At 71.0% G+C, this 20,219-nt stretch carries 19 protein-coding genes and 1 pseudogene; 10 read left to right on the top strand and 10 right to left on the bottom strand.

Going from position 1 to position 20,219, the window contains the following annotated elements:
* Positions 1-97: 97 nt before the first annotated feature.
* Positions 98-1,141: pseudogene (locus ABZV94_RS32215) on the top strand (ATP-dependent helicase); the annotation flags it as partial.
* A 230-nt stretch (positions 1,142-1,371) separates the two neighbouring features.
* Positions 1,372-2,256, top strand: coding sequence for an alpha/beta hydrolase (locus tag ABZV94_RS32210; protein WP_356346677.1), 885 nt, complete (start codon positions 1,372-1,374; stop codon positions 2,254-2,256).
* Between the two features lie 9 nt (positions 2,257-2,265).
* Here the strand turns inward: ABZV94_RS32210 and ABZV94_RS32205 are convergent, their stop codons facing one another.
* Positions 2,266-3,171 carry an NYN domain-containing protein gene (locus tag ABZV94_RS32205; protein WP_356346682.1) on the bottom strand — a complete coding sequence of 302 codons (906 nt, stop codon included), beginning with the start codon at positions 3,169-3,171 and terminating at the stop codon, positions 2,266-2,268.
* Between the two features lie 219 nt (positions 3,172-3,390).
* Between ABZV94_RS32205 and ABZV94_RS32200 the strand changes: the two genes are divergently transcribed.
* Positions 3,391-3,543, top strand: coding sequence for a hypothetical protein (locus tag ABZV94_RS32200; RefSeq protein ID WP_014674826.1), 153 nt, complete (start codon positions 3,391-3,393; stop codon positions 3,541-3,543).
* 56 nt (positions 3,544-3,599) lie between these two features.
* Here ABZV94_RS32200 and ABZV94_RS32195 read toward each other — a convergent pair whose 3' ends face one another.
* The 3 genes from ABZV94_RS32195 to ABZV94_RS32185 form a co-directional block, all read right to left on the bottom strand.
* Positions 3,600-4,205 carry a MarC family protein gene (locus ABZV94_RS32195; RefSeq protein WP_356346675.1) on the bottom strand — a complete coding sequence of 202 codons (606 nt, stop codon included), beginning with the start codon at positions 4,203-4,205 and terminating at the stop codon, positions 3,600-3,602.
* Positions 4,206-4,324: 119 nt separating this feature from the next.
* Complete coding sequence (locus ABZV94_RS32190; RefSeq protein WP_356346673.1) at positions 4,325-5,182, bottom strand: PHP domain-containing protein; 858 nt, start codon at positions 5,180-5,182, stop codon at positions 4,325-4,327.
* Between the two features lie 118 nt (positions 5,183-5,300).
* Positions 5,301-5,942, bottom strand: coding sequence for a DUF6758 family protein (locus ABZV94_RS32185; RefSeq protein WP_356346671.1), 642 nt, complete (start codon positions 5,940-5,942; stop codon positions 5,301-5,303).
* A 170-nt stretch (positions 5,943-6,112) separates the two neighbouring features.
* Between ABZV94_RS32185 and ABZV94_RS32180 the strand changes: the two genes are divergently transcribed.
* On the top strand, positions 6,113-7,336 hold the full coding sequence (locus ABZV94_RS32180) for an MFS transporter (RefSeq protein WP_356346668.1): 1,224 nt from the start codon (positions 6,113-6,115) through the stop codon (positions 7,334-7,336).
* Positions 7,337-7,387: 51 nt separating this feature from the next.
* Here ABZV94_RS32180 and ABZV94_RS32175 read toward each other — a convergent pair whose 3' ends face one another.
* Complete coding sequence (locus ABZV94_RS32175) at positions 7,388-7,972, bottom strand: suppressor of fused domain protein (RefSeq protein WP_356346666.1); 585 nt, start codon at positions 7,970-7,972, stop codon at positions 7,388-7,390.
* A gap of 461 nt (positions 7,973-8,433) precedes the next feature.
* Between ABZV94_RS32175 and ABZV94_RS32170 the strand changes: the two genes are divergently transcribed.
* Positions 8,434-9,558: a magnesium and cobalt transport protein CorA gene (locus tag ABZV94_RS32170; RefSeq protein WP_356346664.1), complete on the top strand. Its 1,125-nt coding sequence runs from the start codon at positions 8,434-8,436 to the stop codon at positions 9,556-9,558.
* 33 nt (positions 9,559-9,591) lie between these two features.
* Complete coding sequence (locus ABZV94_RS32165) at positions 9,592-10,107, top strand: hypothetical protein (RefSeq protein WP_356346662.1); 516 nt, start codon at positions 9,592-9,594, stop codon at positions 10,105-10,107.
* Between the two features lie 43 nt (positions 10,108-10,150).
* Here ABZV94_RS32165 and ABZV94_RS32160 read toward each other — a convergent pair whose 3' ends face one another.
* On the bottom strand, positions 10,151-10,885 hold the full coding sequence (locus ABZV94_RS32160; protein ID WP_356346680.1) for a hypothetical protein: 735 nt from the start codon (positions 10,883-10,885) through the stop codon (positions 10,151-10,153).
* Positions 10,886-11,101: 216 nt separating this feature from the next.
* Between ABZV94_RS32160 and ABZV94_RS32155 the strand changes: the two genes are divergently transcribed.
* The 3 genes from ABZV94_RS32155 to ABZV94_RS32145 are packed head-to-tail and all read left to right on the top strand — an operon-like array spanning position 11,102 to position 14,172.
* Positions 11,102-12,391 carry a CBS domain-containing protein gene (locus ABZV94_RS32155; protein ID WP_356346659.1) on the top strand — a complete coding sequence of 430 codons (1,290 nt, stop codon included), beginning with the start codon at positions 11,102-11,104 and terminating at the stop codon, positions 12,389-12,391.
* On the top strand, positions 12,381-12,995 hold the full coding sequence (locus tag ABZV94_RS32150; protein ID WP_356346657.1) for a DUF1003 domain-containing protein: 615 nt from the start codon (positions 12,381-12,383) through the stop codon (positions 12,993-12,995). The genes ABZV94_RS32155 and ABZV94_RS32150 overlap by 11 nt, the downstream gene beginning before the upstream one ends.
* Before the next feature lie 43 nt (positions 12,996-13,038).
* Complete coding sequence (locus ABZV94_RS32145; protein ID WP_356346654.1) at positions 13,039-14,172, top strand: Mrp/NBP35 family ATP-binding protein; 1,134 nt, start codon at positions 13,039-13,041, stop codon at positions 14,170-14,172.
* A gap of 63 nt (positions 14,173-14,235) precedes the next feature.
* Here the strand turns inward: ABZV94_RS32145 and ABZV94_RS32140 are convergent, their stop codons facing one another.
* Positions 14,236-14,637: a hypothetical protein gene (locus ABZV94_RS32140; RefSeq protein ID WP_356346651.1), complete on the bottom strand. Its 402-nt coding sequence runs from the start codon at positions 14,635-14,637 to the stop codon at positions 14,236-14,238.
* A gap of 121 nt (positions 14,638-14,758) precedes the next feature.
* Between ABZV94_RS32140 and ABZV94_RS32135 the strand changes: the two genes are divergently transcribed.
* Positions 14,759-17,434: a DUF6185 family protein gene (locus ABZV94_RS32135; protein WP_356346649.1), complete on the top strand. Its 2,676-nt coding sequence runs from the start codon at positions 14,759-14,761 to the stop codon at positions 17,432-17,434.
* A gap of 45 nt (positions 17,435-17,479) precedes the next feature.
* Here ABZV94_RS32135 and ABZV94_RS32130 read toward each other — a convergent pair whose 3' ends face one another.
* The 3 genes from ABZV94_RS32130 to ABZV94_RS32120 all read right to left on the bottom strand — a co-directional run.
* Entirely contained in the window at positions 17,480-18,145 is a 666-nt protein-coding gene (locus ABZV94_RS32130; protein WP_356346646.1) for a hypothetical protein, read from the bottom strand.
* A 251-nt stretch (positions 18,146-18,396) separates the two neighbouring features.
* On the bottom strand, positions 18,397-18,858 hold the full coding sequence (locus ABZV94_RS32125; RefSeq protein WP_356346644.1) for a sec-independent translocase: 462 nt from the start codon (positions 18,856-18,858) through the stop codon (positions 18,397-18,399).
* Positions 18,859-18,942: 84 nt separating this feature from the next.
* The coding region (locus ABZV94_RS32120; RefSeq protein WP_356346642.1) for a trypsin-like peptidase domain-containing protein at positions 18,943-20,219 on the bottom strand (1,277 nt) is incomplete at its 5' end.

Below are 20,219 nucleotides of genomic sequence, written 5' to 3'. Positions count from 1 at the left end.
CGTAAGGGGCAGTTTTCGGCCATGATCCCGGGGTTGCTTCTTTCCTGTCGGTGTCCTTGACAGCGCATCTGGCCTGCGGGCATTCTCCTGCCGTCCGGAGCCGGTGACGGCCGCCGCCACACCCACGACGGCCCCCGAGGCCGCCGTCGAGACGGTGACCGCGGTGGAGGGCCCCGCAGTCCTCGACACCCCGGAGAAGCCGCGCCGCCGCCGCACCCGGAGGTCGGCCGCGACCGAGTCCGCTGTGACCCCGGTCCAGGCCGAGTCCCCGGCGACCGCGCCGACCGAGGACAAGGCGCCGGTGGCGGAATCCGTGGCCGAGCCCGTGGCCGAGCCCGTGATCGCGGACAGCCCGGCGGCGGAGACCCCGGCCGCGGAGACCAAGCCGCGCCGCCGCACCCGCAAGACGGCCGAGCCTGCCGCCCCGGCGGAGCCGGCCCTGGACACGGCCGAGCCCACCGAGGCCAAGCCGCGCCGCACCCGGAAGACCACGGCTGCCGCCGAGGCCGCCGCGGACACCGCGGAGGCCACCGAGGCCAAGCCGCGCCGCACGCGGAAGACCGCGGCAGCCGAGCCGGAGACGGCCGAAGCCACCGAGGCCAAGCCCCGCCGCACCCGCAAGACCGCGGCAGCCGCGGAAGCCCCCGAGGCGGAGGCCAAGCCGCGCCGGACCCGGAAGACCGCGGCAGCCGCCGAGACCGCCGTGGACACCGCCGAGCCCACCGAGGCCAAGCCCCGCCGCACCCGCAAGACCGCGGCAGCCGCAGAAGCCGCCGTGGACACCGCCGAAGCCACCGAGGCCAAGCCCCGCCGCACCCGCAAGACCACGGCAGCCGCGGAAGCCCCCGAGGCGGAGGCCAAGCCGCGCCGGACCCGGAAGGCGGCCACCGCCGCCGTGGAGGCGGCCGACGGGGAAGCGGTCACCGCTCCGAAGGCGCGACGGACCCGTAAGGCCGTTGCCGAGGCGGCTGCGCCGGAGATCCCGGCGCAGGCCACCGAGGAGCCGGAGGTCAAGCCGCGGCGCCGGACCCGCAAGGCCACGGCGCCCGCTGCCGAGGCGGCCGGTGAGAGCGCCGAGACGGCGCCCAAGCCGCGCCGGACCCGTAAGGCGACGGCGGCCGTCGAGGCTCCCGAGGCCTGACGCCCCGCCGCGTGAGCGGCAGCGCCGGCGCACATGCCGGTCCGATGGCCGGGTTCACGACAGTGGACCCGGCCATCGGCGTTCTCAGAGGCGCGTTTTCAGAGGCGCGTTTTCAGGAGCGCGTTCTCACAGGCGCGTTCTCGGAGCAACCCCCCACCCCGTCGCCCAACCACCCCGTGGCCCGCCCCTCCCGACCGGACGCCCCCGTGCCCTCCCGATAACCTCTCCCCATGAGCAGGCCCCCCACCTTCGTCCCGCCCCCCGGCGCCCGCGCGTACTCCCTCCGGACGGCGCGCGGTGCGTTCGCCGTGGTCGACGCCCCTGTGGCCGTCGGTGTCGAGCCGAAGGGCGTCGCACTGCTGCTGCCGGGGTTCACCGGCAGCAAGGAGGACTTCAACCCGCTGCACGTGCCGCTCGCCGCGCGCGGGTACCGGAGCGTCGCCGTGGACGGGCGGGGCCAGTTCGAGTCGGACGGACCGGAGACGGACGAGTCGGCCTACGCCCAGGAGGAGTTGGCGCGGGACGTGCTCGCGCAGGTGGAGGCGATCGGCGGCCCGGTGCATCTGCTGGGGCACTCCCTCGGCGGCCAGATCGCGCGCGCGGCCGTACTGCTCGACCACACGCCCTTCCTGTCGTTCACCCTGATGGCTTCGGGCCCGGCGCAGATCTCGACGCCCCAGCAGGAGCGCGTGAAGCTGCTCCGGGACGCGCTCGCGGTGCTGAGCATGGCGGAGGTCTGGGAGACGATCCAGGCGATGGAGCCGCCGGAGGAGACGGAGACGCCGGCACTCGACGCGGGCCTGGACGACCGCGACGACCTGCGGCGCCGCTGGCTGGGCACCAAGCCCGGCCAACTCCTCGCCACCGGCCGCCAGTTGTGCACGGAACCGGACCGCGTCGCGGAACTGGCGGCCGTACCGCTGCCGTTCCACGTGCTGTCGGGTTCGCGGGACGACACCTGGCCGCTGCCGCTGCTCGACGACATGGCGGTACGGCTGAAGGCGCGCCGGACGGTCATCGAGGGCGCCGAGCACTCCCCCAACACCGACCGCCCGCGGGAGACGGCCCGCGCGCTCGCCGACTTCTGGGACGACGCCCCGGGCGTCCCGCGGTAGGGCGAACGCCTAGTACTGCGACTGGAGGTGCTCCCAGAAGCCGTCCCTGAGCGCCCGCCGCAGGTCCGCCTGGCCGCGCAGCGAGTACTGGAGCAGTTCCTCGGCCTCGACCAGCAGGTCCTGGTCGACGGGGCCGGGCAGGTAGGGGTGGCCGGGGAACAGTTCGACCAGCGCTTCGCGGCCCCGGGAGGCGAGCCATCGCGCCGCGATCTGTGCGCCGACGAAGCGCACGTCCTCGCGGCTGGGGCGGGTGCCGCCGGCGGCCTCGAACGCGGCGGCGGTGCGCCGGGAGACGTACGGCTTGAAGAACTCCAGGTCGAAGGTGCGCTGGCTGTCGACCTCCCAGAGCAACGGCTCGGCCTGGTTGCGGCCTTCGGGCGCCTCGATGCCCCAGAGGTGGACGCGGGCGCCGTAGCCCTGGGCGGCCTCGACCGCCGAGACCAGGTCCTCGTCGCCGCCGAGGAGGGCGGCGTCGCTGATCGCGCGGTGCCGCGCCAGTGACTCCAGGTCGGTCCGGATCAGCGAGTCGACACCCTTCTGCTGGTTGTTGGCGTTGAGGTTGCCGAGGCGGACCTTGACGTCGGGCAGTTCGGCGATGACCTGCTGCTCGGCGGTGTGGATGCGGCGCCGGGCGCCGTCGTACCAGTAGACGCGCAGCAGCCGGCTGTCCGCGAAGATGCTGCGCGCCTTGTCGATGAGGGCGTCGATCAGGCCCTCGGCGTCCAGGTCGAAGGCGCGGCGGTCCTCGGTCCCGGCGACCAGCCGGCCGACGGCGGCGTACAGGTAGCCCGCGTCGACGAAGATCGCATGGGTGGAGGGTGTCTTGGCCACCTCGGCGAGCATGCGTTCCAGCAGCTCGTTCGTGCGGTCGATACGGGCGCCGAGGGCGGCCAGGTCGTCGTTCATCAGCTCCATTGTCCCGGCGGTCACCGTGCGAACACAACCGGTACCGGTTGGTCCGTCCCCGGCCTCCGACGTGTCGCTTACCGGTCGGTAATTAGTCGTTCGAAAAATTTCTTTAGCGTAGGGAATGTTCGTAACAAACGGCGCGTTGACTACGTACGACGCTGGATACACCAGGTGTCACACCGAGTAGTTCTCCGCAGGAGGATGACCAGACGAAGGGAGAAGCCCATGCGCTTCGAAATCATGCGACTCGACGAGGTCGACGGCACCGCCGTGGACAGCACCGTCGTGGACGCCGCCTCCGTCAACCGGATCGTTCAGCAGGCCGCCGCCATCGGACAGCGCCTGTGGATCCGCCCGGCCGAGACCCCGGCCTCGTAACCCGCACGCGGGCTTTCGCCACTCAAGCTTTCCGGGGGAGCCGAGCCGCCGACGGCTCAGCTCCCCCGGATCACCTGAGTGACCCCGTTGATGATCTGCTGGACGGCGATCGCGGAGAGCATCATGCCCGCGAGCCGCGTCACCAGGACGACACCGCCGTCCTTGATGACCCGGATGATCAGCAGCGAGTACCGCATCACCAGCCACAGCACCACGTGGATCGCGAGGATCGCGGACCACACCGACAGCTGCGTGGACACACTGCCGGCCTTCTGCACGGCGAGGATCACGGACACGATCGCGCCGGGCCCCGCCAGCAGCGGCATGCCCAGCGGGACGAGCGCCACGTTCACGTCCTTGGTCTGCTTCGGCTCGTCGGTCTTGCCCGTCAGCAGATCCAGCGCGATCAGCAGGAGCAGCAGTCCGCCCGCGATCATCAGCGCGGGCACGGACACGTGCAGGTAGTTCAGGATCTGGTGGCCCAGGACCCCGAAGACGGCGATGACCCCGCCGGCCACGCAGACGGCCTGGAAGGCCATCCGCCGCTGCACCTTGGCCGGCCGCCCGGCGGTCAGGGCGAGGAAGATCGGGGTGATCCCAGGGGGATCCATGATGACAAAAAGGGTCAGGAACAGAGAGCCGAAGACAGCGATGTCGAACATGGGGGAAGTACAGGCCTTGCGGGAAGAGGAACTACGGGCGTGAAGCGGTACGGACCGCGGGCATGAGGCGGTACGGACCGCGGGTGTGAAGCGGTACGGCGGGCCGGCCCCTCGGGGCCTCAGGCTCCGCCGGTCCCCGGCACCGGGAACGCGCCCGTCGCCCGCCGGGTGATCTCCCCGTACACCTCGGGGTCGGTGGTCCAGGCGCCCAGCGCCACGGTCTTGCGGCTGCCGTGGTAGTCCGAGGAGCCCGTGACCAGCAGCCCCAGCTCCTTCGCCAGGCCCCGCAGGCGGTCCCGGGCGTCGGCGTCGTGGTCCATGTGGTCGACCTCGATGCCGTCCAGACCGGCCTCGGCCATCTCCGCGATCCGGAACTCCGGCACGGTGCGCCCGCGCTTGGCGGCGGCCGGGTGCGCGAACACGCAGACCCCGCCCGCGGCCTTGACCAGCCGGATCGCCTCGAAGGGGTCGGTCTCGTGCTTCTCCACGAAGGCCCGCCCGCCGTCGGCCAGCCACTCCTCGGTGAACGCGTCGCTCACCGTCGGTACGACACCCAGCTCGACCAGCGCCGAGGCCACGTGCGGACGTCCCACCGAGCCACCGGCGGCGATCCGCTCGACCTGCTCCCAGGTGACCGGCACGCCCAGCGCGTTCAGCTTGGCGACCATCCCCTTGGCCCGCGGCACCCGGTCGTCCCGGACCAGCTCGCGCTCGGCGAGCAGCGCGGGCTCCTCGGGGTCGAAGAGGTAGGCCAGCAGGTGCATCGAGACGCCGTCGACCCGGCAGGACAGTTCGGCCCCGGTGACCAGGGTCAGCCCCTCGGGCAGCGCGCCGATCGCCTCGTCGTATCCGCGGGTGGTGTCGTGATCGGTCAGCGCGACGACGTCCAGGCCGGCGGCGGCGGCGTTCCGCACCAGCTCGGCCGGGCTGTCCGTACCGTCGGAAGCCGTGGAGTGACAGTGCAGATCGATACGCACGGCAACTCCAGGACAGGGGCGGAAGCAGGGGGACACCTAAGGATAGCGGTGTTTCCGACCCCCACTGTCACACCCGCACCCGGTGAGCGCCCCCTACCGCAACCCTCAGGGGTGGGCGCTACGGCCGGAGCAAGCGCGGCGACAACGCTCCGCAGGGGACCAGATCCAGCTCCGCCCCCGCTTCCCGCAAGTCGGTCAGCACCAGCTCGTCGTACATCAGCAGACCGGACTGCTCGGGCCACATCACCGCCCACAGCCACATCCCGAGCGCCTCGCCGGCGAAGACGGCGCGGTCGTCCGGGGTGCGGTAGACGTGCCAGAGCGGGGTGGGCCGTCCCGCGGCCAGCACCTTGGTCTCCGGCGGCTTCTCCACGTTCATGTACGACCCCGGGTCCGGGCCGTCGATGCCGGCGTAGTGCGCGCCGAGGCCGACGCCCAGCTCCTCGGCGATCAGGATCAGCTCGCCCGGCCCGCCGAGCGGTCCGGGGCCCGAGCAGGCCACGGCGGTCGCCCGGCCGCCGCTGCGGTCGTCACCGGCGTAGGCCACACCCGTGAACAGCCAGCCGACCGGCAGCGGCCACGGCATCCACACCGGCACCTGCGTGCGGTGCACCACCACGTTGAGCGCCTCGACGCTGGGCGGGATCACGGGCTGCAGCGGATACACCGTGCCGTGCACGTCGCACTGCCACGCATCGGCGAAGAGTCCGGGAGCCCTGACCCGGCCACCGCACCTCGGGCAACTGGGTTCGCCCCTCATAGGGCTCCACGGTCCTACCCCTGCCCGCCCACGTCAAGGACGATCACCCGTCCGGACCGAAGAGCCGCTCCGATGCCCGGCCGGACGAGATAGATGCATCTTGCATCAATTAGGCGACCTAACTTACTATGTGTATAGCCCAACTATCTATGTGAGGATGGGAGAAGCACATGGACCCCTTCGACGCGGGTGCCGGCGGCATCCTGCGACAGCCCAAGGCGGTCTGGGCCACGGCCGGCGCCTCCGTCGTCGCCTTCATGGGCATCGGCCTCGTCGACCCGATCCTGCCGTCGATCGCGCAGGGCCTGCACGCCACCGCCAGCCAGGTGTCCCTGCTCTTCACCTCGTACTTCCTGATCACTGCCGTCGCGATGCTGCTGACCGGCTTCGTCTCCAGCCGCATCGGGGGCCGCAGGACCCTGCTGCTCGGTCTCGCCTTCGTGGTCGTCTTCGCGGGCCTGGCCGGCACCTCCGGCTCGGTCGGCCAGCTCGTCGGGTTCCGGGCCGGCTGGGGGCTCGGCAACGCGCTCTTCGTCTCCACCGCCCTCGCGGTGATCGTCGGCGCGGCGGCCGGGGGCAGCGCGGCGGCGATCCTGCTCTACGAGTCCGCGCTCGGCCTCGGCATGGCCTGCGGCCCGCTGCTCGGCGCGGTCCTCGGCAACGTCAGCTGGCGCTACCCCTTCTTCGGCACGGCCACGCTGATGGCGATCGGCTTCCTGTGCATCACGGCGTTCCTGAAGGAGCAGCCGAAGCCGGCCCGGAAGACCTCGGTCCTGGACCCGCTCAAGGCGCTCGGCCACGGCGGCCTGGCCTCGGCCGCGGTCTCGGCGTTCTTCTACAACTACACGTTCTTCACCGTGCTGGCCTTCACGCCGTTCGTGCTGAACATGACGCCGTACCGCTCGGGCGCGGTCTTCTTCGCCTGGGGTGTGCTCCTCGCCGTCTTCTCGGTGATCGTCGCCCCGCGGCTGCAGGCCCGGTTCGGCTCGCTGAAGGTACTCGGCGGCTCGCTGGTGCTGCTCGCGGCGGACGTGCTGGTGCTCGGCTACGGCGGTCACACCGCGGCCGTCGTCTGCACGGTCCTGTCGGGTGCCTTCATCGGCGTGAACAACACCGTCTACACCGAGCTGGCCCTCGGTGTGTCGGACGCCCCGCGCCCGGTGGCGAGCGCGGGTTACAACTTCGTCCGCTGGTTCGCCGCCGCCGCGGCGCCCTACTTCGCGCCGAAGATCGAGGAGTGGACCGACATCCACGTCCCGTTCGTGGTCGCGGCCGTCACGGCGGTGCTGGGCGCGCTCGTGGTCGTCGTACGGCGCCGGGCGCTCACCCACGACGCGGAGGAACTGCAGCCGCGGCACGCCACCGAGGACGGGGTCGGCGTCTTCGCCAACTGACCGATTCCAGCCTTGTGTTGGTGAGATCGGTCACTCGCGGCCGGTGCCGTGTCAGTCCAGCGGGACGGATCCGCGGGCGGGGTCCCTGAGGTCCGTCCCGTGTCCGAGCCAGCGCTCCTGGAGGGCCTGGGCGCCGTGCACCCGCTTCCAGGCGGCCTCGTTCGGGGTCATCGGCAGCAGCGGCAGGAACCGCACCGGATCCATCGGGGCGTCCAGGTCCAGGTCCTCCACCAGCCCGCCGGGCTCACCCACCAGCACGGAGGTGAACGGGGCGCCGGGCCAGAGCGGCTCGCCCACGTCGAGCGAGGCGCCCGGGGTCACCACCAGGCCCTCGACCTGCGGAGTCGCGGCCAGCACGGCGAGCGGGCGGAGCACCTTGTCGGTGTCGGCGAGGCCCGCGCGGACCGACAGGACCAGCTCGGCGCGGGGGCCCTTGACCGGGTCGGCGAGCATCGCCGCGGGGTCCGTCATGGGGTGCTGGGACATGCCGAGGGTGGCGTACCGGACGACGTCCCCCTCCTGGAAGCGGAGCACCTCGATGCGGTCCGTGCCGAGGAAGGTGACCGCGGCGCGGGCGTCCGGCTCGCCCAGCGCGGTGGTCAACCGGGCCTCGACCAAGGGAAGAACATCAGCCATGCGCCGAGCATAGAACTCGTCAGCAGCGGGCAAAGCGGCGCCTTGACAGTACGGGCGGCTGGTACTCTGAGCCGGTGGTTCGGGGCCGGCACGCCGAAGTGTGCCATCAGGTCCCGGCGCCGATGAGACTCCCTTACGAGGGACCGGCCGGAGGAGGTGGGGCTGTCATGGATCGAAGTCGACCGTGCAGTACCACTCGCTCTTCCGGCTGCTGATGTAGTTACCGGCTGGCCGCCGCCTTCCCTTGCGCTTCGTCGTTCGGAAGAGCGCTTCGTTTCGCTTTGCCTGATCTGTCTGACCTGAATCAGTTCTGCGTCAGCAGCGAAGTCGCCACCGTGACGGTGCGGTGCTCCCCGCTTTGTGGACGTGCAGCCACACGCACTTCAGGACGTCCCCATTCCGGGTAGTTCCACCCGTCGCCGCGCGCCGCCCTCGCTGCCCGCCCGCGAAGGAGCCTGCCCATGTCGATGATCCGCGACCTGCGCGCCGTGGTCCGCCCGTCGTCCCGTGTCTCGCTGCGCAAGGAGACGAGCACGTCGTACGACACCACGCGCGCCCCCGGCACGCCCTCGGCCGTCGTCGACTGCGCCGTCTACCGCGACGGCGCCCGTGTGCAGAGCCCGGGGCCGCTCAGCCCGCAGGAGGCCATGCGGCTGGTGCGCCGCGACGGCGGCTTCGTCTGGATCGGGCTGCACGAGCCGACCGAGGCGGAGTTCGCCGGTATCGCGAGCGAGTTCGGCCTGCACCCGCTGGCCGTCGAGGACGCGGTGCAGGCCCATCAGCGGCCGAAGCTGGAGCGCTACGACGACTCGCTGTTCACCGTCTTCAAGACCATCCACTACGTCGAGCACGACCGGCTCACCGCCAACAGCGAGGTCGTGGAGACCGGCGAGGTGATGTGCTTCACCGGCCGGGACTTCTTCATCACCGTCCGGCACGGCGGCCAGGGGTCGCTGCGCGCCCTGCGGCACCGCCTCCAGGACGACCCGGAGCTGCTCGCCAAGGGCCCCTCGGCCGTGCTGCACGCCATCGCCGACCATGTCGTGGACGGCTACATCGCGGTCGCCGACGCGGTGCAGGACGACATCGACGAGGTGGAGACCGAGGTCTTCTCGCCCGGCCGCCGGGGCGGGGTCTCGCGCGGTGTGGACTCGGCGCGGATCTACCAACTCAAGCGCGAGGTGCTGGAGTTCAAGCGGGCGGTGGCGCCCCTGCTGCGGCCGATGCAGCTGCTGAGCGAGCGGCCGATGCGGCTGATCGACCCGGACATCCAGAAGTACTTCCGGGACGTCGCCGACCACCTCGCCCGGGTCCAGGAGCAGGTGCTGGGCTTCGACGAACTGCTCAACTCCATCCTCCAGGCCAACCTCGCGCAGGCGTCCGTCGCCCAGAACGAGGACATGCGGAAGATCACCGCGTGGGCGGCCATCATCGCCGTACCGACGATGGTGTGCGGGGTGTACGGCATGAACTTCCAGTACATGCCCGAGCTGCACTGGAAGTACGGCTACCCGGTGATCATGGGCATCACGGCCGCGCTGTGTCTGGGCATCCACCGCACGCTGAAGCGCAACGGCTGGCTGTGAGCGGGCCGGTACGGCCTGGTTAGGCTGGGACGCATGACAAGCGAGCTGCTCGACCGGGCCCTCATCGAGGAGGCCGCGAAGAAGTCCGGCCTGATCTGGGTCAGGGGCGCCGGGGCCCCGGCCGCGCGTGCGCTGTGGCACGTGTGGCACGAGGGCGCCGTGTGCGTGGTCGGCGACGGGCCCGGCGAGCAGCCGCTGGAAGGGCTGGCCGACGAGGGCTCCGCCGAGGTGAGCGTGCGCAGCAAGGACAAGGGCGGCCGGCTGGTGACGTTCACGGCGACCGTGTCCGAGCTGCCGTCCGGCTCGCCGGAGTGGGAGGCGGCCGTCGCCGAGCTGAAGGGCAAGCGGCTGAACGCCCCGGACGGCGAGCGGATGCCGGCCCGCTGGGCCCGCGAGTGCCGGGTGCTGCGCCTGGTGCCGACGGGGCCGGTGGCGCCGCTACCGGACGGCAACCTGGCGGAGCGGCCGGTGCCCACTCCCGCGACGACGCGCGGACCGGTACCGGCGGGCCTGCCGAAACTGCTGCTCAAACGCCGCAAGCGCAAGTGACCGGACGCGTCCGCGCCGGTCGTCCTACGACCTCACCACTCCCCTACGACGTCGGCAGCTGTCTGCCGTAGTCCACCGTTTCCGACTTGGCCGGTTCCTCGACGGTGAAGTTCTTGCCCCAGTCGGAGAAACGGAGCGTCCCCGCGTCACCGGCGCGGACCAGGCGCAGGGGGTAGGGCGTGCCCTGGAGGGACACGTCCAGCGTGCCGCCGGCGCCCTTGTCGCCGGTGATGCGGATCGTGCGGGTACCCGCCCCGTCGGTGTGGTGGCCGTCCGTCGCCAACGTGCCGTGCAGCGTGAGCAGACCGTCGAGGAGGACGTCCTTGTCCGTGAAACCGCTGAACTTCCTGTACGCGGGATCGCCCTGCGGCACCTTCACGTACTTGCCGTCCAGCTTGCCCGCGGCGCCGTCGCTGCCGTCGGCGTGGTTCCAGAAGTCCGCGTCGGCCTTGAGGTACAGCTCCTTGCCGATCCGCAGCAGCTTGAAGGTCCCGCCCTGCGAGGTCACCGAACCGGTCCCGCCGGCGTCCTTGAGCCGCATGTCCAGCCGGTACGTACGGCCACCGCTGACCACGGTCCCGGCCAGCCGCACGGCCGACGCCGCCTCCGCCGCCGCCCGCGTCTTCGCCTGGATCCTGTCGGCGGGCAGCTTGCCCACCCCGTTGGTGCCCGCGTCCGGATCGTCGCCGCCGCACCCCGTCAGCGCCATCGTTCCCGCCACGGCCAGGGCGCAGGTCGCGGTCAGCAGCGCGGTCCGGCGGGTACGGCCCCGGGGCATCGCAGTCACAGGTGAGATCGCCTTTCTGACGGTTCCTGAACGGCGTACCGCAGCGTACCGGTGCCCCGCCCGCCCGGCGGAGCCAGTCCGTCCGGACCCCCCACCAGGGCGTATCCGAGCGGTACGGGCTAGCCTGAAGCGCACCCGTGCGGGCAAATCCGAGCAAATTCCACCCACAGCAGTCCTCAGCGATTCCCAGGCAAAGGAAGCACAGCCATGGCAGCCGGCGCCCCCCGGATCTTCGTCTCGCACCTGGCCGGGGTTCCCGTCTTCGATCCGACCGGCGACCAGGTGGGTCGCGTCCGCGATCTGGTCGTCATGCTGCGCGTCGGGCGACGGCCCCCGCGCGTCCTCGGGCTGGTCGTCGAACTGTCCACCCGACGCCGTATCTTCCTGCCCATGACCCGGGTCACCGGCATCGAGTCCGGCCAGGTCATCACCACCGGTGTGGTCAACGTCCGCCGCTTCGAGCAGCGGCCCACCGAGCGGCTGGTCTTCGGCGAGCTGCTGGACCGGCGCGTGACGCTGGTGGAGACCGGCGAGGAGGTCACCGTCCTCGACGTGTCCGTGCAGCAGCTGCCCGCCCGCCGGGACTGGGAGGTCGACCGCGTCTTCCTGCGCAAGGGGCGCAAGGGCGGCGCCTTCCGGCGGGCCAAGGGCGAGACGCTGACCGCCGAGTGGTCCGCCGTCACCGGCTTCTCCCTGGAGGAGCACGGGCAGGGCGCCGAGAGCCTGCTCGCCACCTTCGAGCAGCTGCGCCCCGCCGACCTCGCCAACGTCCTGCACCACCTCTCCGCGAAACGGCGGGCCGAGGTCGCCGCCGCCCTGGACGACGACCGGCTCGCCGACGTGCTGGAGGAGCTGCCGGAGGACGACCAGATCGAGATCCTCGGCAAGCTGAAGGAGGAGCGCGCGGCGGACGTGCTGGAGGCGATGGACCCGGACGACGCGGCCGACCTGCTCGCCGAACTGCCCGAGGCGGACAAGGAGCGGCTGCTCAGCCTGATGCAGCCCGCCGACGCCGCCGACATGCGCCGCCTGATGTCGTACGAGGAGCACACGGCCGGCGGTCTGATGACGACGGAACCCATCGTGCTGCGGCCCGACGCCACCGTCGCCGACGCGCTCGCCCGGGTCCGCAACCCGGACCTGTCCCCCGCCCTCGCCGCCCAGGTCTACGTCTGCCGCCCGCCCGACGAGACCCCCACCGGCAAGTACCTGGGCACCGTCCACTTCCAGCGGCTGCTGCGCGACCCGCCGTACACGCTGGTCAGCTCGCTCGTGGACGACGATCTGCAACCGCTGTCCCCGGACGCGGCGCTGCCCGTCATCGCCGGGTTCTTCGCGACCTACGACATGGTGGCGGCGCCCGTGGTGGACGAGTCCGGGTCGCTGCTCGGCGCGGTGACCGTGGACGACGTACTGGACCACATGCTGCCCGACGACTGGCGGGAGACCGAGTTCCACCTCGACCAAGGAGAGGAGGCGCCCACGCATGGCTCCTGAGCGCGAGACCTCGACCCGCGAGCGTCATCCGGCGGGCGCCACGGCGGCCGGCCGGCCCCGGGCCACCCGGCTGGACCAGCCGCGCGCGCCGCGCCGCCGGATCCTGCCCGAGTGGGACCCGGAGGCCTTCGGCCGGCTGTCGGAGAAGATCGCCCGCTTCCTGGGCACCGGGCGCTTCATCGTCTGGATGACGGTGGTCATCATCGTGTGGGTGGTGTGGAACGTCGCCGCGCCCCGCCATCTGCGCTTCGACGAGTACCCCTTCATCTTCCTCACCCTGATGCTGTCCCTCCAGGCGTCCTACGCCGCCCCGCTGATCCTGCTCGCGCAGAACAGGCAGGACGACCGCGACCGGGTCAACCTGGAGCAGGACCGCAAGCAGAACGAGCGGTCCATCGCCGACACCGAGTACCTGACCCGGGAGGTCGCCGCGCTGCGCACCGGCCTGGGCGAGGTGGCCACCCGCGACTGGATCCGCTCGGAGCTCCAGGACCTGGTCAAGGAGCTGGAGGAGCGCCGCCGCCACGACGGGCACCCGGGTCACGTCGTATTCCCGGCGGAACGGGCGGAACGGCCGCCGGGACGTGACACAGACGACCGCTGAGGGGCATCCCGGACGCCCCTCGGCGCGCCGTACCATCGTCCTTATGGCTACGGAAGACGCGGTGCGCGAGGCACTGGCGACGGTGAACGACCCCGAGATCAACCGCCCGATCACCGAACTCGGGATGGTCAAGTCGGTGGAGATCGGCGCGGACGGAGCGGTCGCGGTCACCGTGTACCTGACGGTGTCCGGCTGCCCGATGCGCGACACCATCACGCAGCGCGTCACCGAGGCGGTGTCCCGGGTGGAGGGCGTCACGCGCGTCGACGTCACCCTGGACGTGATGAGCGACGAGCAGCGCAAGGAGCTGGCGGCGGCCCTGCGCGGCGGCCAGGCCGAGCGCGAGGTCCCGTTCGCCAAGCCGGGCAACCTCACCCGGGTATACGCGGTCGCGTCCGGCAAGGGCGGCGTCGGCAAGTCCTCGGTGACGGTGAACCTGGCGGCGGCGATGGCCGCGGACGGTCTGAAGGTCGGTGTCGTGGACGCCGACATCTACGGCCACAGCGTGCCGCGCATGCTGGGTGCCGACGGCCGGCCCACCCAGGTCGAGAACATGATCATGCCGCCGTCCGCGAACGGCGTGAAGGTCATCTCCATCGGCATGTTCACCCCGGGCAACGCCCCGGTCGTCTGGCGCGGCCCGATGCTGCACCGGGCCCTGCAGCAGTTCCTCGCGGACGTCTACTGGGGCGACCTGGACGTCCTGCTGCTGGACCTCCCGCCCGGCACCGGCGACATCGCGATCTCCGTCGCGCAGCTGATCCCGAACGCCGAGATCCTGGTCGTGACGACCCCGCAGCAGGCGGCGGCCGAGGTCGCCGAGCGGGCCGGCTCGATCGCCGTGCAGACCCACCAGAAGATCGTCGGCGTGGTCGAGAACATGTCCGGCCTGCCCTGCCCGCACTGCGGCGAGATGGTCGACGTCTTCGGCACGGGCGGCGGCCAGCTGGTCGCCGACGGCCTCACCCGCACCACGGGTACGACGGTCCCGGTCCTCGGCAGCATCCCGATCGACGTCCGCCTCCGCGAGGGCGGCGACGAGGGCAAGCCGGTCGTCCTGACCGACCCGGACTCCCCGGCGGGCAACGCGCTGCGCGCGATCGCCGGCAAGCTGGGCGGTCGGCAGCGGGGCCTGGCGGGTCTGTCGCTCGGGATCACGCCGAGGAACAAGTTCTAGCCCTGCCGTCGTAAAGGGGCGTCGTCCTGGCGGACCGGCGCCCCTTCGCCGTACCCGGCGCGCTCAGCTGCCGTCGCGGTCGTCCGCGCGCCCCGGGCAGAGATCGAGCGTGGTGCACAGCATGATCTCCTGGTAGGAGCCGCCCTCGGCTCCCGCGGCCGGCTCGCGGCCGGCATGCGGCACGAACCGCCACTGCGATGCCTTGGCGTGCTGCGTCCTGTCCGCCTGCTCGACTTGGACGTGCAGCGTGCGAGCCACGGGGTCGTTCGTCTCCACCAGCACTTCACCGGCGCGGAGCGGGAAGTGGTCGTGCAGCAGGCAGAGACCGAAACGGTCCAGATTCCCGTGCTTGGCCAGCACCGCCACCAGATCCTCGACGAACTCGGCGTCCTGGGGCCCCAGTCCTTCGGCTTCCTCGAATCGGGGAAACGGATTCCGGCTGACGCCCATTTCGGTGTCGGTCATGAGTCCTCCGTCAATCGGCTGACGGTCACCGGTCTCCATTGTCGGACGCCGAACCCACCCCCGCAAATGCCACTGGCACGCCCAAGCAGGTGTGTGTCGGCGCCCCGCCGTGTGTCCCAGCATGACATGTACAACGCTCTGTCTACATTCGCCGGGGACAGGGAGAGGTGTCGGCCCTATGGCGATGACTCGGTGGTGGCGGCTGGTGCTGCTCCTGGTGCTAGTGCTGGTGGCAAGCGTGTGGGGGTGCGGTCCGGCTCAGGCACGCCAGCGGGATGCCAGCACTGACTGCCTGTCGGACGGCCTCAAGGAAAGTACCGTCGAGGCCACTTTGAGACTGGAGCAGCGCAAGCGCTCAACTCCCTGGATCACTTCCGACATGACGGTGTGGGTGCCCAGACGGTGGCCACACGCCAGGCATCTGACGTTCGGTGAGAAGTCCCGGCAGTACCACCAGGCGATGCGATGCCTACTGCTCGGGGACGCGGACCCCCAGTCACGAGGCGAATGGCGCCCTCACGACCCCGTGGTGACCGCCACCGACACCACGGTCAAGGTGCACTACGTCGCATACGAATGGATCACTTCGGAAAAACCCGTTTCGGTGGGCCCTTGGGAGGTCATCCCCGCGGGGAAGACATGGATGATCTATCTGTGGCCGCCGACGCTGCAGACCATCCGGTGGAAGCAGATCGAGGTCGACCTGGGTGGCCTCAATTTCAGCGACCTCGCCGAGCGTGCGTCGTCCTCCACCGAGAACCGCCTGGTGTGGAAGAACAGGCTGCCCGAAGAAGTACAGGTGGAGGTCGATCCGCCATGGCAGCGCTGGCTGCCGTTGAAGCTCAGCAATTCGCTCTGGACCACCGCAGGCATCGCCTCATGGTGGTTGTGCGCCTCGATTCTGATTGCCGTGGCCGCACTCCGTGCCAAGCCCGCCGAGGCAGTCGCCGTCCACGGACCGGCACAGCGACCAGCGGACGGGAAGGTGGCCCAACGGTCGACGGAAAATGTCCCGGACACCGATACCACACGCGACGTGAGTCTCACGCGCACGCTGCTGGAGTGGGCCGCGCTCAGCGCGGGGGTTGCTCTGGCACTGCTCCTGCTGGGTCTGCAGGAGCAGCTCTCCCCCCGGTCGCGCGCCCTCCTGTGCATCCCCGCAGGCTTGGCCCTGGTCTTCGCCGCCCGCCCCTGGAGCATGGGCGCGTCACGGATCTCGCCTGGCGCCGTCCCCGCCGAGCCGGCCCGGCCTGAAGGAATCCAACGTCGGCAGGCACTCGCCGTCATGGCGACCACGTGTGCGGTGGCGGGCATCGGCCTGCTGATGATCCTGGCCCACGATGTTTTCGGGCTTCCGCAGAGCCTGGAACCGAAGACGACTACCGCCTTCAGCCGCACCGTGCTCGCCCTGCTGGGACTGGTGACCGTGTGGTTGTGGTTGGCCGCGATGTTCGCCTGGGCCTGGCGCTTCGCTCGGGAGGGAGGACTGCTCCACAAGCAGTGGACCAGGCGGTGGGACAGTGCCCCGGCTCAGTGCGTGGCCAAGGTCGGATGCCTGCTGGCCGCCGTCGCCGTGGCCCTGCTCGCATGCGCCTGGTGGGCGAACAAGCGATGGTGGGACCGCGTCAACTGGCTCGTCGAGCAACCTGACCCTGCTGCTCGCAACGCATCCCTGAGCCGGATGGTGGCGAATTTCTTCTACACCGACCTCAGATGGCTTTTCGCCTACAGCTGGGTACTGACAGGAGTCGCCCTACTGGCCCTTCTGCGCTTTCGCAACCCACCGCCCCAGGCACACGGCCGCCGTAGATACGAGCGATTGACCCTGGGGCCGAGCAAGCCGGATCTCCTGCTGACCGTCTCTCTGTTCGCCTTCTTCGTCGGCATCCGGGCCGCAAAGTTCGCGGGCGCCAGCGCACTGTACGGCGTCTGGCTGATGCTGAACCTGTTCTCCCTGTACGTCGTTCTCGCCCTGGGGCGCCGGTGGTCCGTATTGAGCCGGATGGGGGAGCGCTTCTGCAGAGTGAGGCTCGGCACCGAGCAGCACCGCAGAGACTTGCTGGAGAAGGCCCGCCAATACCGCAACACGAACCACCAGATGCACCTGTTGGACAAGGGCCACGCCGACGGGGCGACCTGTGAGCAGTTGGAGAAGAAGCTGCGCCAGTTGCATCAGTGGTTGGTCACCGCATGCAGAGACGACCCACCGGAGCACATCTCGGTGCTGGACGTCGCCCTGGCCTGGGGACCGGAGAGGCATTGGTGGTCCAACGCGGTGCGCGCGGGGCGCCTGGCGTTCTGGTTCGGAACACCGGCCACCGCGCTGCTTCTCTACTACGAGGCGCAGGACCCGTACGGGCGGCAGCAGTCCCTGTCCTCAGCCATCGGCCTTCCGGAGTTCGCCGCCAACCTGATCCTCTACCAGATGGCGTGGGCAGTCGCCGGCTTCACGCTGGGCGCGCTGTGGCGCCTGCTGCCCGGGCGCCGGAGCCATACCCGGGCCTGGTTGCTCACCGCCGCCTACGGCATTCCCACGGTGCTGGCCGCTGCGCTCGTCCACCTCATGAACACAGACCCCCGCCAGCTCCTCCTGTACGCCGCACTCCTTCTCGTCGTCCTGACACTCACCAGCATCTGGATGGACCTGGCGACGTTCCGGGAGGAACGGCAGTACTGGCCCAGCGGCTTCGCCCTGCTGCTGTCCGTCCACCAGCTGCGCGGCTTGTCCGGCCAGATCACCTGGGTCCTGGCCGAGGTCGGAGCCGTGGTGACGCTCTTCACCAGCCTGACCCGTTGAACGGCCGGCCGGGCCCGGGCGGACCACCGCACCGGGCCCGTGACGTCAGGCGTAGGCGGCGATGTCCTTGATCGCGGCGAAGCCCAGCCCGTACGCGCTCATCCCCCGCCCGTACGCGCCCAGGTGGACCCCCGCCTCCGTGGTGCCGGCCAGCACCCAGCCGTACTCGGACTCCCGGTAGTGGAACGAGGCGGACACCCCGTCGACGGGCAGGGAGAGCCGGGACCACTCCGGGCCCTGAAGGTCGTCGGCCAGGGCCCACGCCGTCTCCGTCTGCTGGTCCAGCCAGTCGTCGCGCAGGCTGTGGTCCATCTGGCCGGGCCAGGTGAACGACAGCAGCCCCACCCCGGCCAGCCACGCCGCCGAGGACACCGACGTGGCCTCCAGCAGCCCCGTGCCGTCGGCGCTGCGCCGGGACGGCTGCGCGGCGACGGTGACCACGACCGCGAACTTCTCCCGGGGCTCGCCGGCCGAGCCGGTCTCGCTCCGCACCGAGGGCTCGTCGCCGTGCCCGATCGAACCGTGCTCGACGGCGCCGTCGGCGGCCGTGCCGACCTGCATGAGCCAGCGCGGCCCCGTGAAAGCCTCGTCGAGCCCGTACCACGGGAAGGGCGCCCGCAGGTAATCGTCGACCGTACGCCGGGCGGAGGGAAGTTGCTGTCCGCCCTCCGCGGCCGGCACCTGCGCGCCCACCCGACTCGTCGTCTCCATCTGCCCGGACGCCTCCTCGCTCTCGTCGGACCGGGGTGGCCCGCCCCCCATTCGGGCGTACGCGTCCGGTCCGCACAACAACTCGGCAGCATATCCACACCGCTGCAGGCGGCAGGGCAGGCGCTGTATGCGTGGGTCGCGCGAACGGCCTGTTCAGGTCGTGTGCGACGGGCGCGTGGTATGAGACGCGTCACGTGCGCGGCGTGCGCGCGCGTGCGCGTGTCGGCGGGGAGGCGTGCCGGTGGTGGCGCTTACGTGGCGTCCGCGTCGAAGGGCGGGCGCTCGTCGTCCCCGGGTGTCTCGGGCTTCTTGGTCATGTCGACGCGTCCACCGGAGGACGACGAGGAAGGCGAGGAGGACGAGGACGACGACGAAGAGGCCGCGGAACCGTCACGGCCGTGGACCGCGTCCGTGACCTCCGCCATCTCCTTCTTCAGGTCGAAGCCGTTGCGGATCTCCTTGAGCCCCAGTTCGTCGTTGTCCAGCTGCTTGCGGATGAACGTCTTGGGGTTGAGATCCTCGAACTCGAAGTCCTTGAACTCGGGACCCAGTTCGTTGCGGATGTCCTGCTTCGCACTCTCCGAGAACTCGCGGATCTTCCGGATCGTGCGCATCACGTCCTGGATGACCTTCGGGAGCTTGTCCGGACCGAAGACGAGCACGGCGAGCACGATGATCGTCACCAGCTCCAGTGGTCCTATGTCATTGAACACCTGACGCTCCTTGCGATGTCCTCGGTCGCTCAACGGTACCCGGCGTTCCTGTCCGACCGGTACCGTCCCGAGGTGAGACTTCTGTCAGTTCTGCTCCGCCTCGCCCAGCACCAGTGACACCTCCCGCTCCCTGCCGTCGCGGTCGACCGTCAGCCGCAGCCGGTCCCCCGGCCGGTGGGCGCGGATCCTGACGATCAGCTCCTCACCGTTGTGGACGCGCTCGCCACCGACCTCGGTGATGACGTCGCCCGCCTTGAGCCCGGCCCGCTCGCCGGGGCCGCCGCGGAGGACGGGGGGACCGCCGCCCGCGCTCTCGCTGTCGATTCGGGCGCCGTCACCGGTGTAGCCCATGTCGAGGGTGACGCCGATCACAGCGTGCGTGGCGTGGCCGTCGTTGATCAGTTCCTCGGCGACGCGCTTGGCCTGGTTGACGGGGATGGCGAAGGCGAGACCGATGGACCCGGCCTGGCCGCCGTCGGCACCGGAGCCGCCGCCGGTGGAGCGGATGGCGGAATTGATGCCGATGACCTGGGCACGGGAGTCGAGCAGCGGGCCGCCGGAGTTGCCCGGGTTGATGGGGGCGTCGGTCTGGAGCGCGTCGACGTACGACACGTCGCTGCCGTCGCTCTTGTCCCCACCGGCGGTGATCGGCCGTTCCTTGGCGCTGATGATGCCGGAGGTGACCGTGTTGGCCAGGCCGAAGGGTGCGCCGATGGCGACGACCGGGTCGCCGACCTTGACGTCGTCGGAGTTGCCGAGCGGCAGCGGGGTGAGTCCGTGGACGCCGTGCACCTGGACCACCGCGAGGTCGTAGCCGCTGTCCCGGCCGACGACCTGGGCCTTGACGGTGTCGCCGCTGCTGAAGGTCACGGATATCTCGCCGCCCGTCCCGGCGGGCTCGACGACGTGGTTGTTGGTGAGGATGTGCCCCTCGGTGTCGAGCACGAAGCCGGTGCCGGTCCCCGCCGCCTCGGCCCCTCGGACGTGCAGCGTGACCACGCTGGGCAGGGCGCGGGCGGCGATCCCGGCCACGCTGTCCGGTGCCCGGCCGGCCGGCGCGCTCCCGGCCTGCGGCAGCCGTACGTCGTCGCCGAGGCCCTCGCGCTGGACATAGGCGCCGGCGACTCCGCCGACGCCCGCGGAGAACAGGGCGACGACCAGGGTCCACGCGAACAGGATGCGCCGCGCGCGCTTCTTGCGCTGCTGCTCGGTCGGCACGCCCTCACCGGTCTGCTGCAGCGGCCCCCGGACCGGCGCCTGCTCCTTCGCGGGGTCGGCGGCCCAGGGGTCGTAGCGGCCCCAGGGGTCGGCGGCCGGATCGCCCGGCGCGGAGACGGTGGACGCCACCGGTGCCGCCGCCG

The sequence above is a fragment of the Streptomyces sp. NPDC004658 genome (assembly GCF_040609555.1).
Classification (GTDB): Bacteria; Actinomycetota; Actinomycetes; order Streptomycetales; family Streptomycetaceae; genus Streptomyces.
The sequence above is the reverse complement of the archived record's forward strand: the minus strand, read 5'-3'. Positions and strand labels throughout refer to the sequence as shown.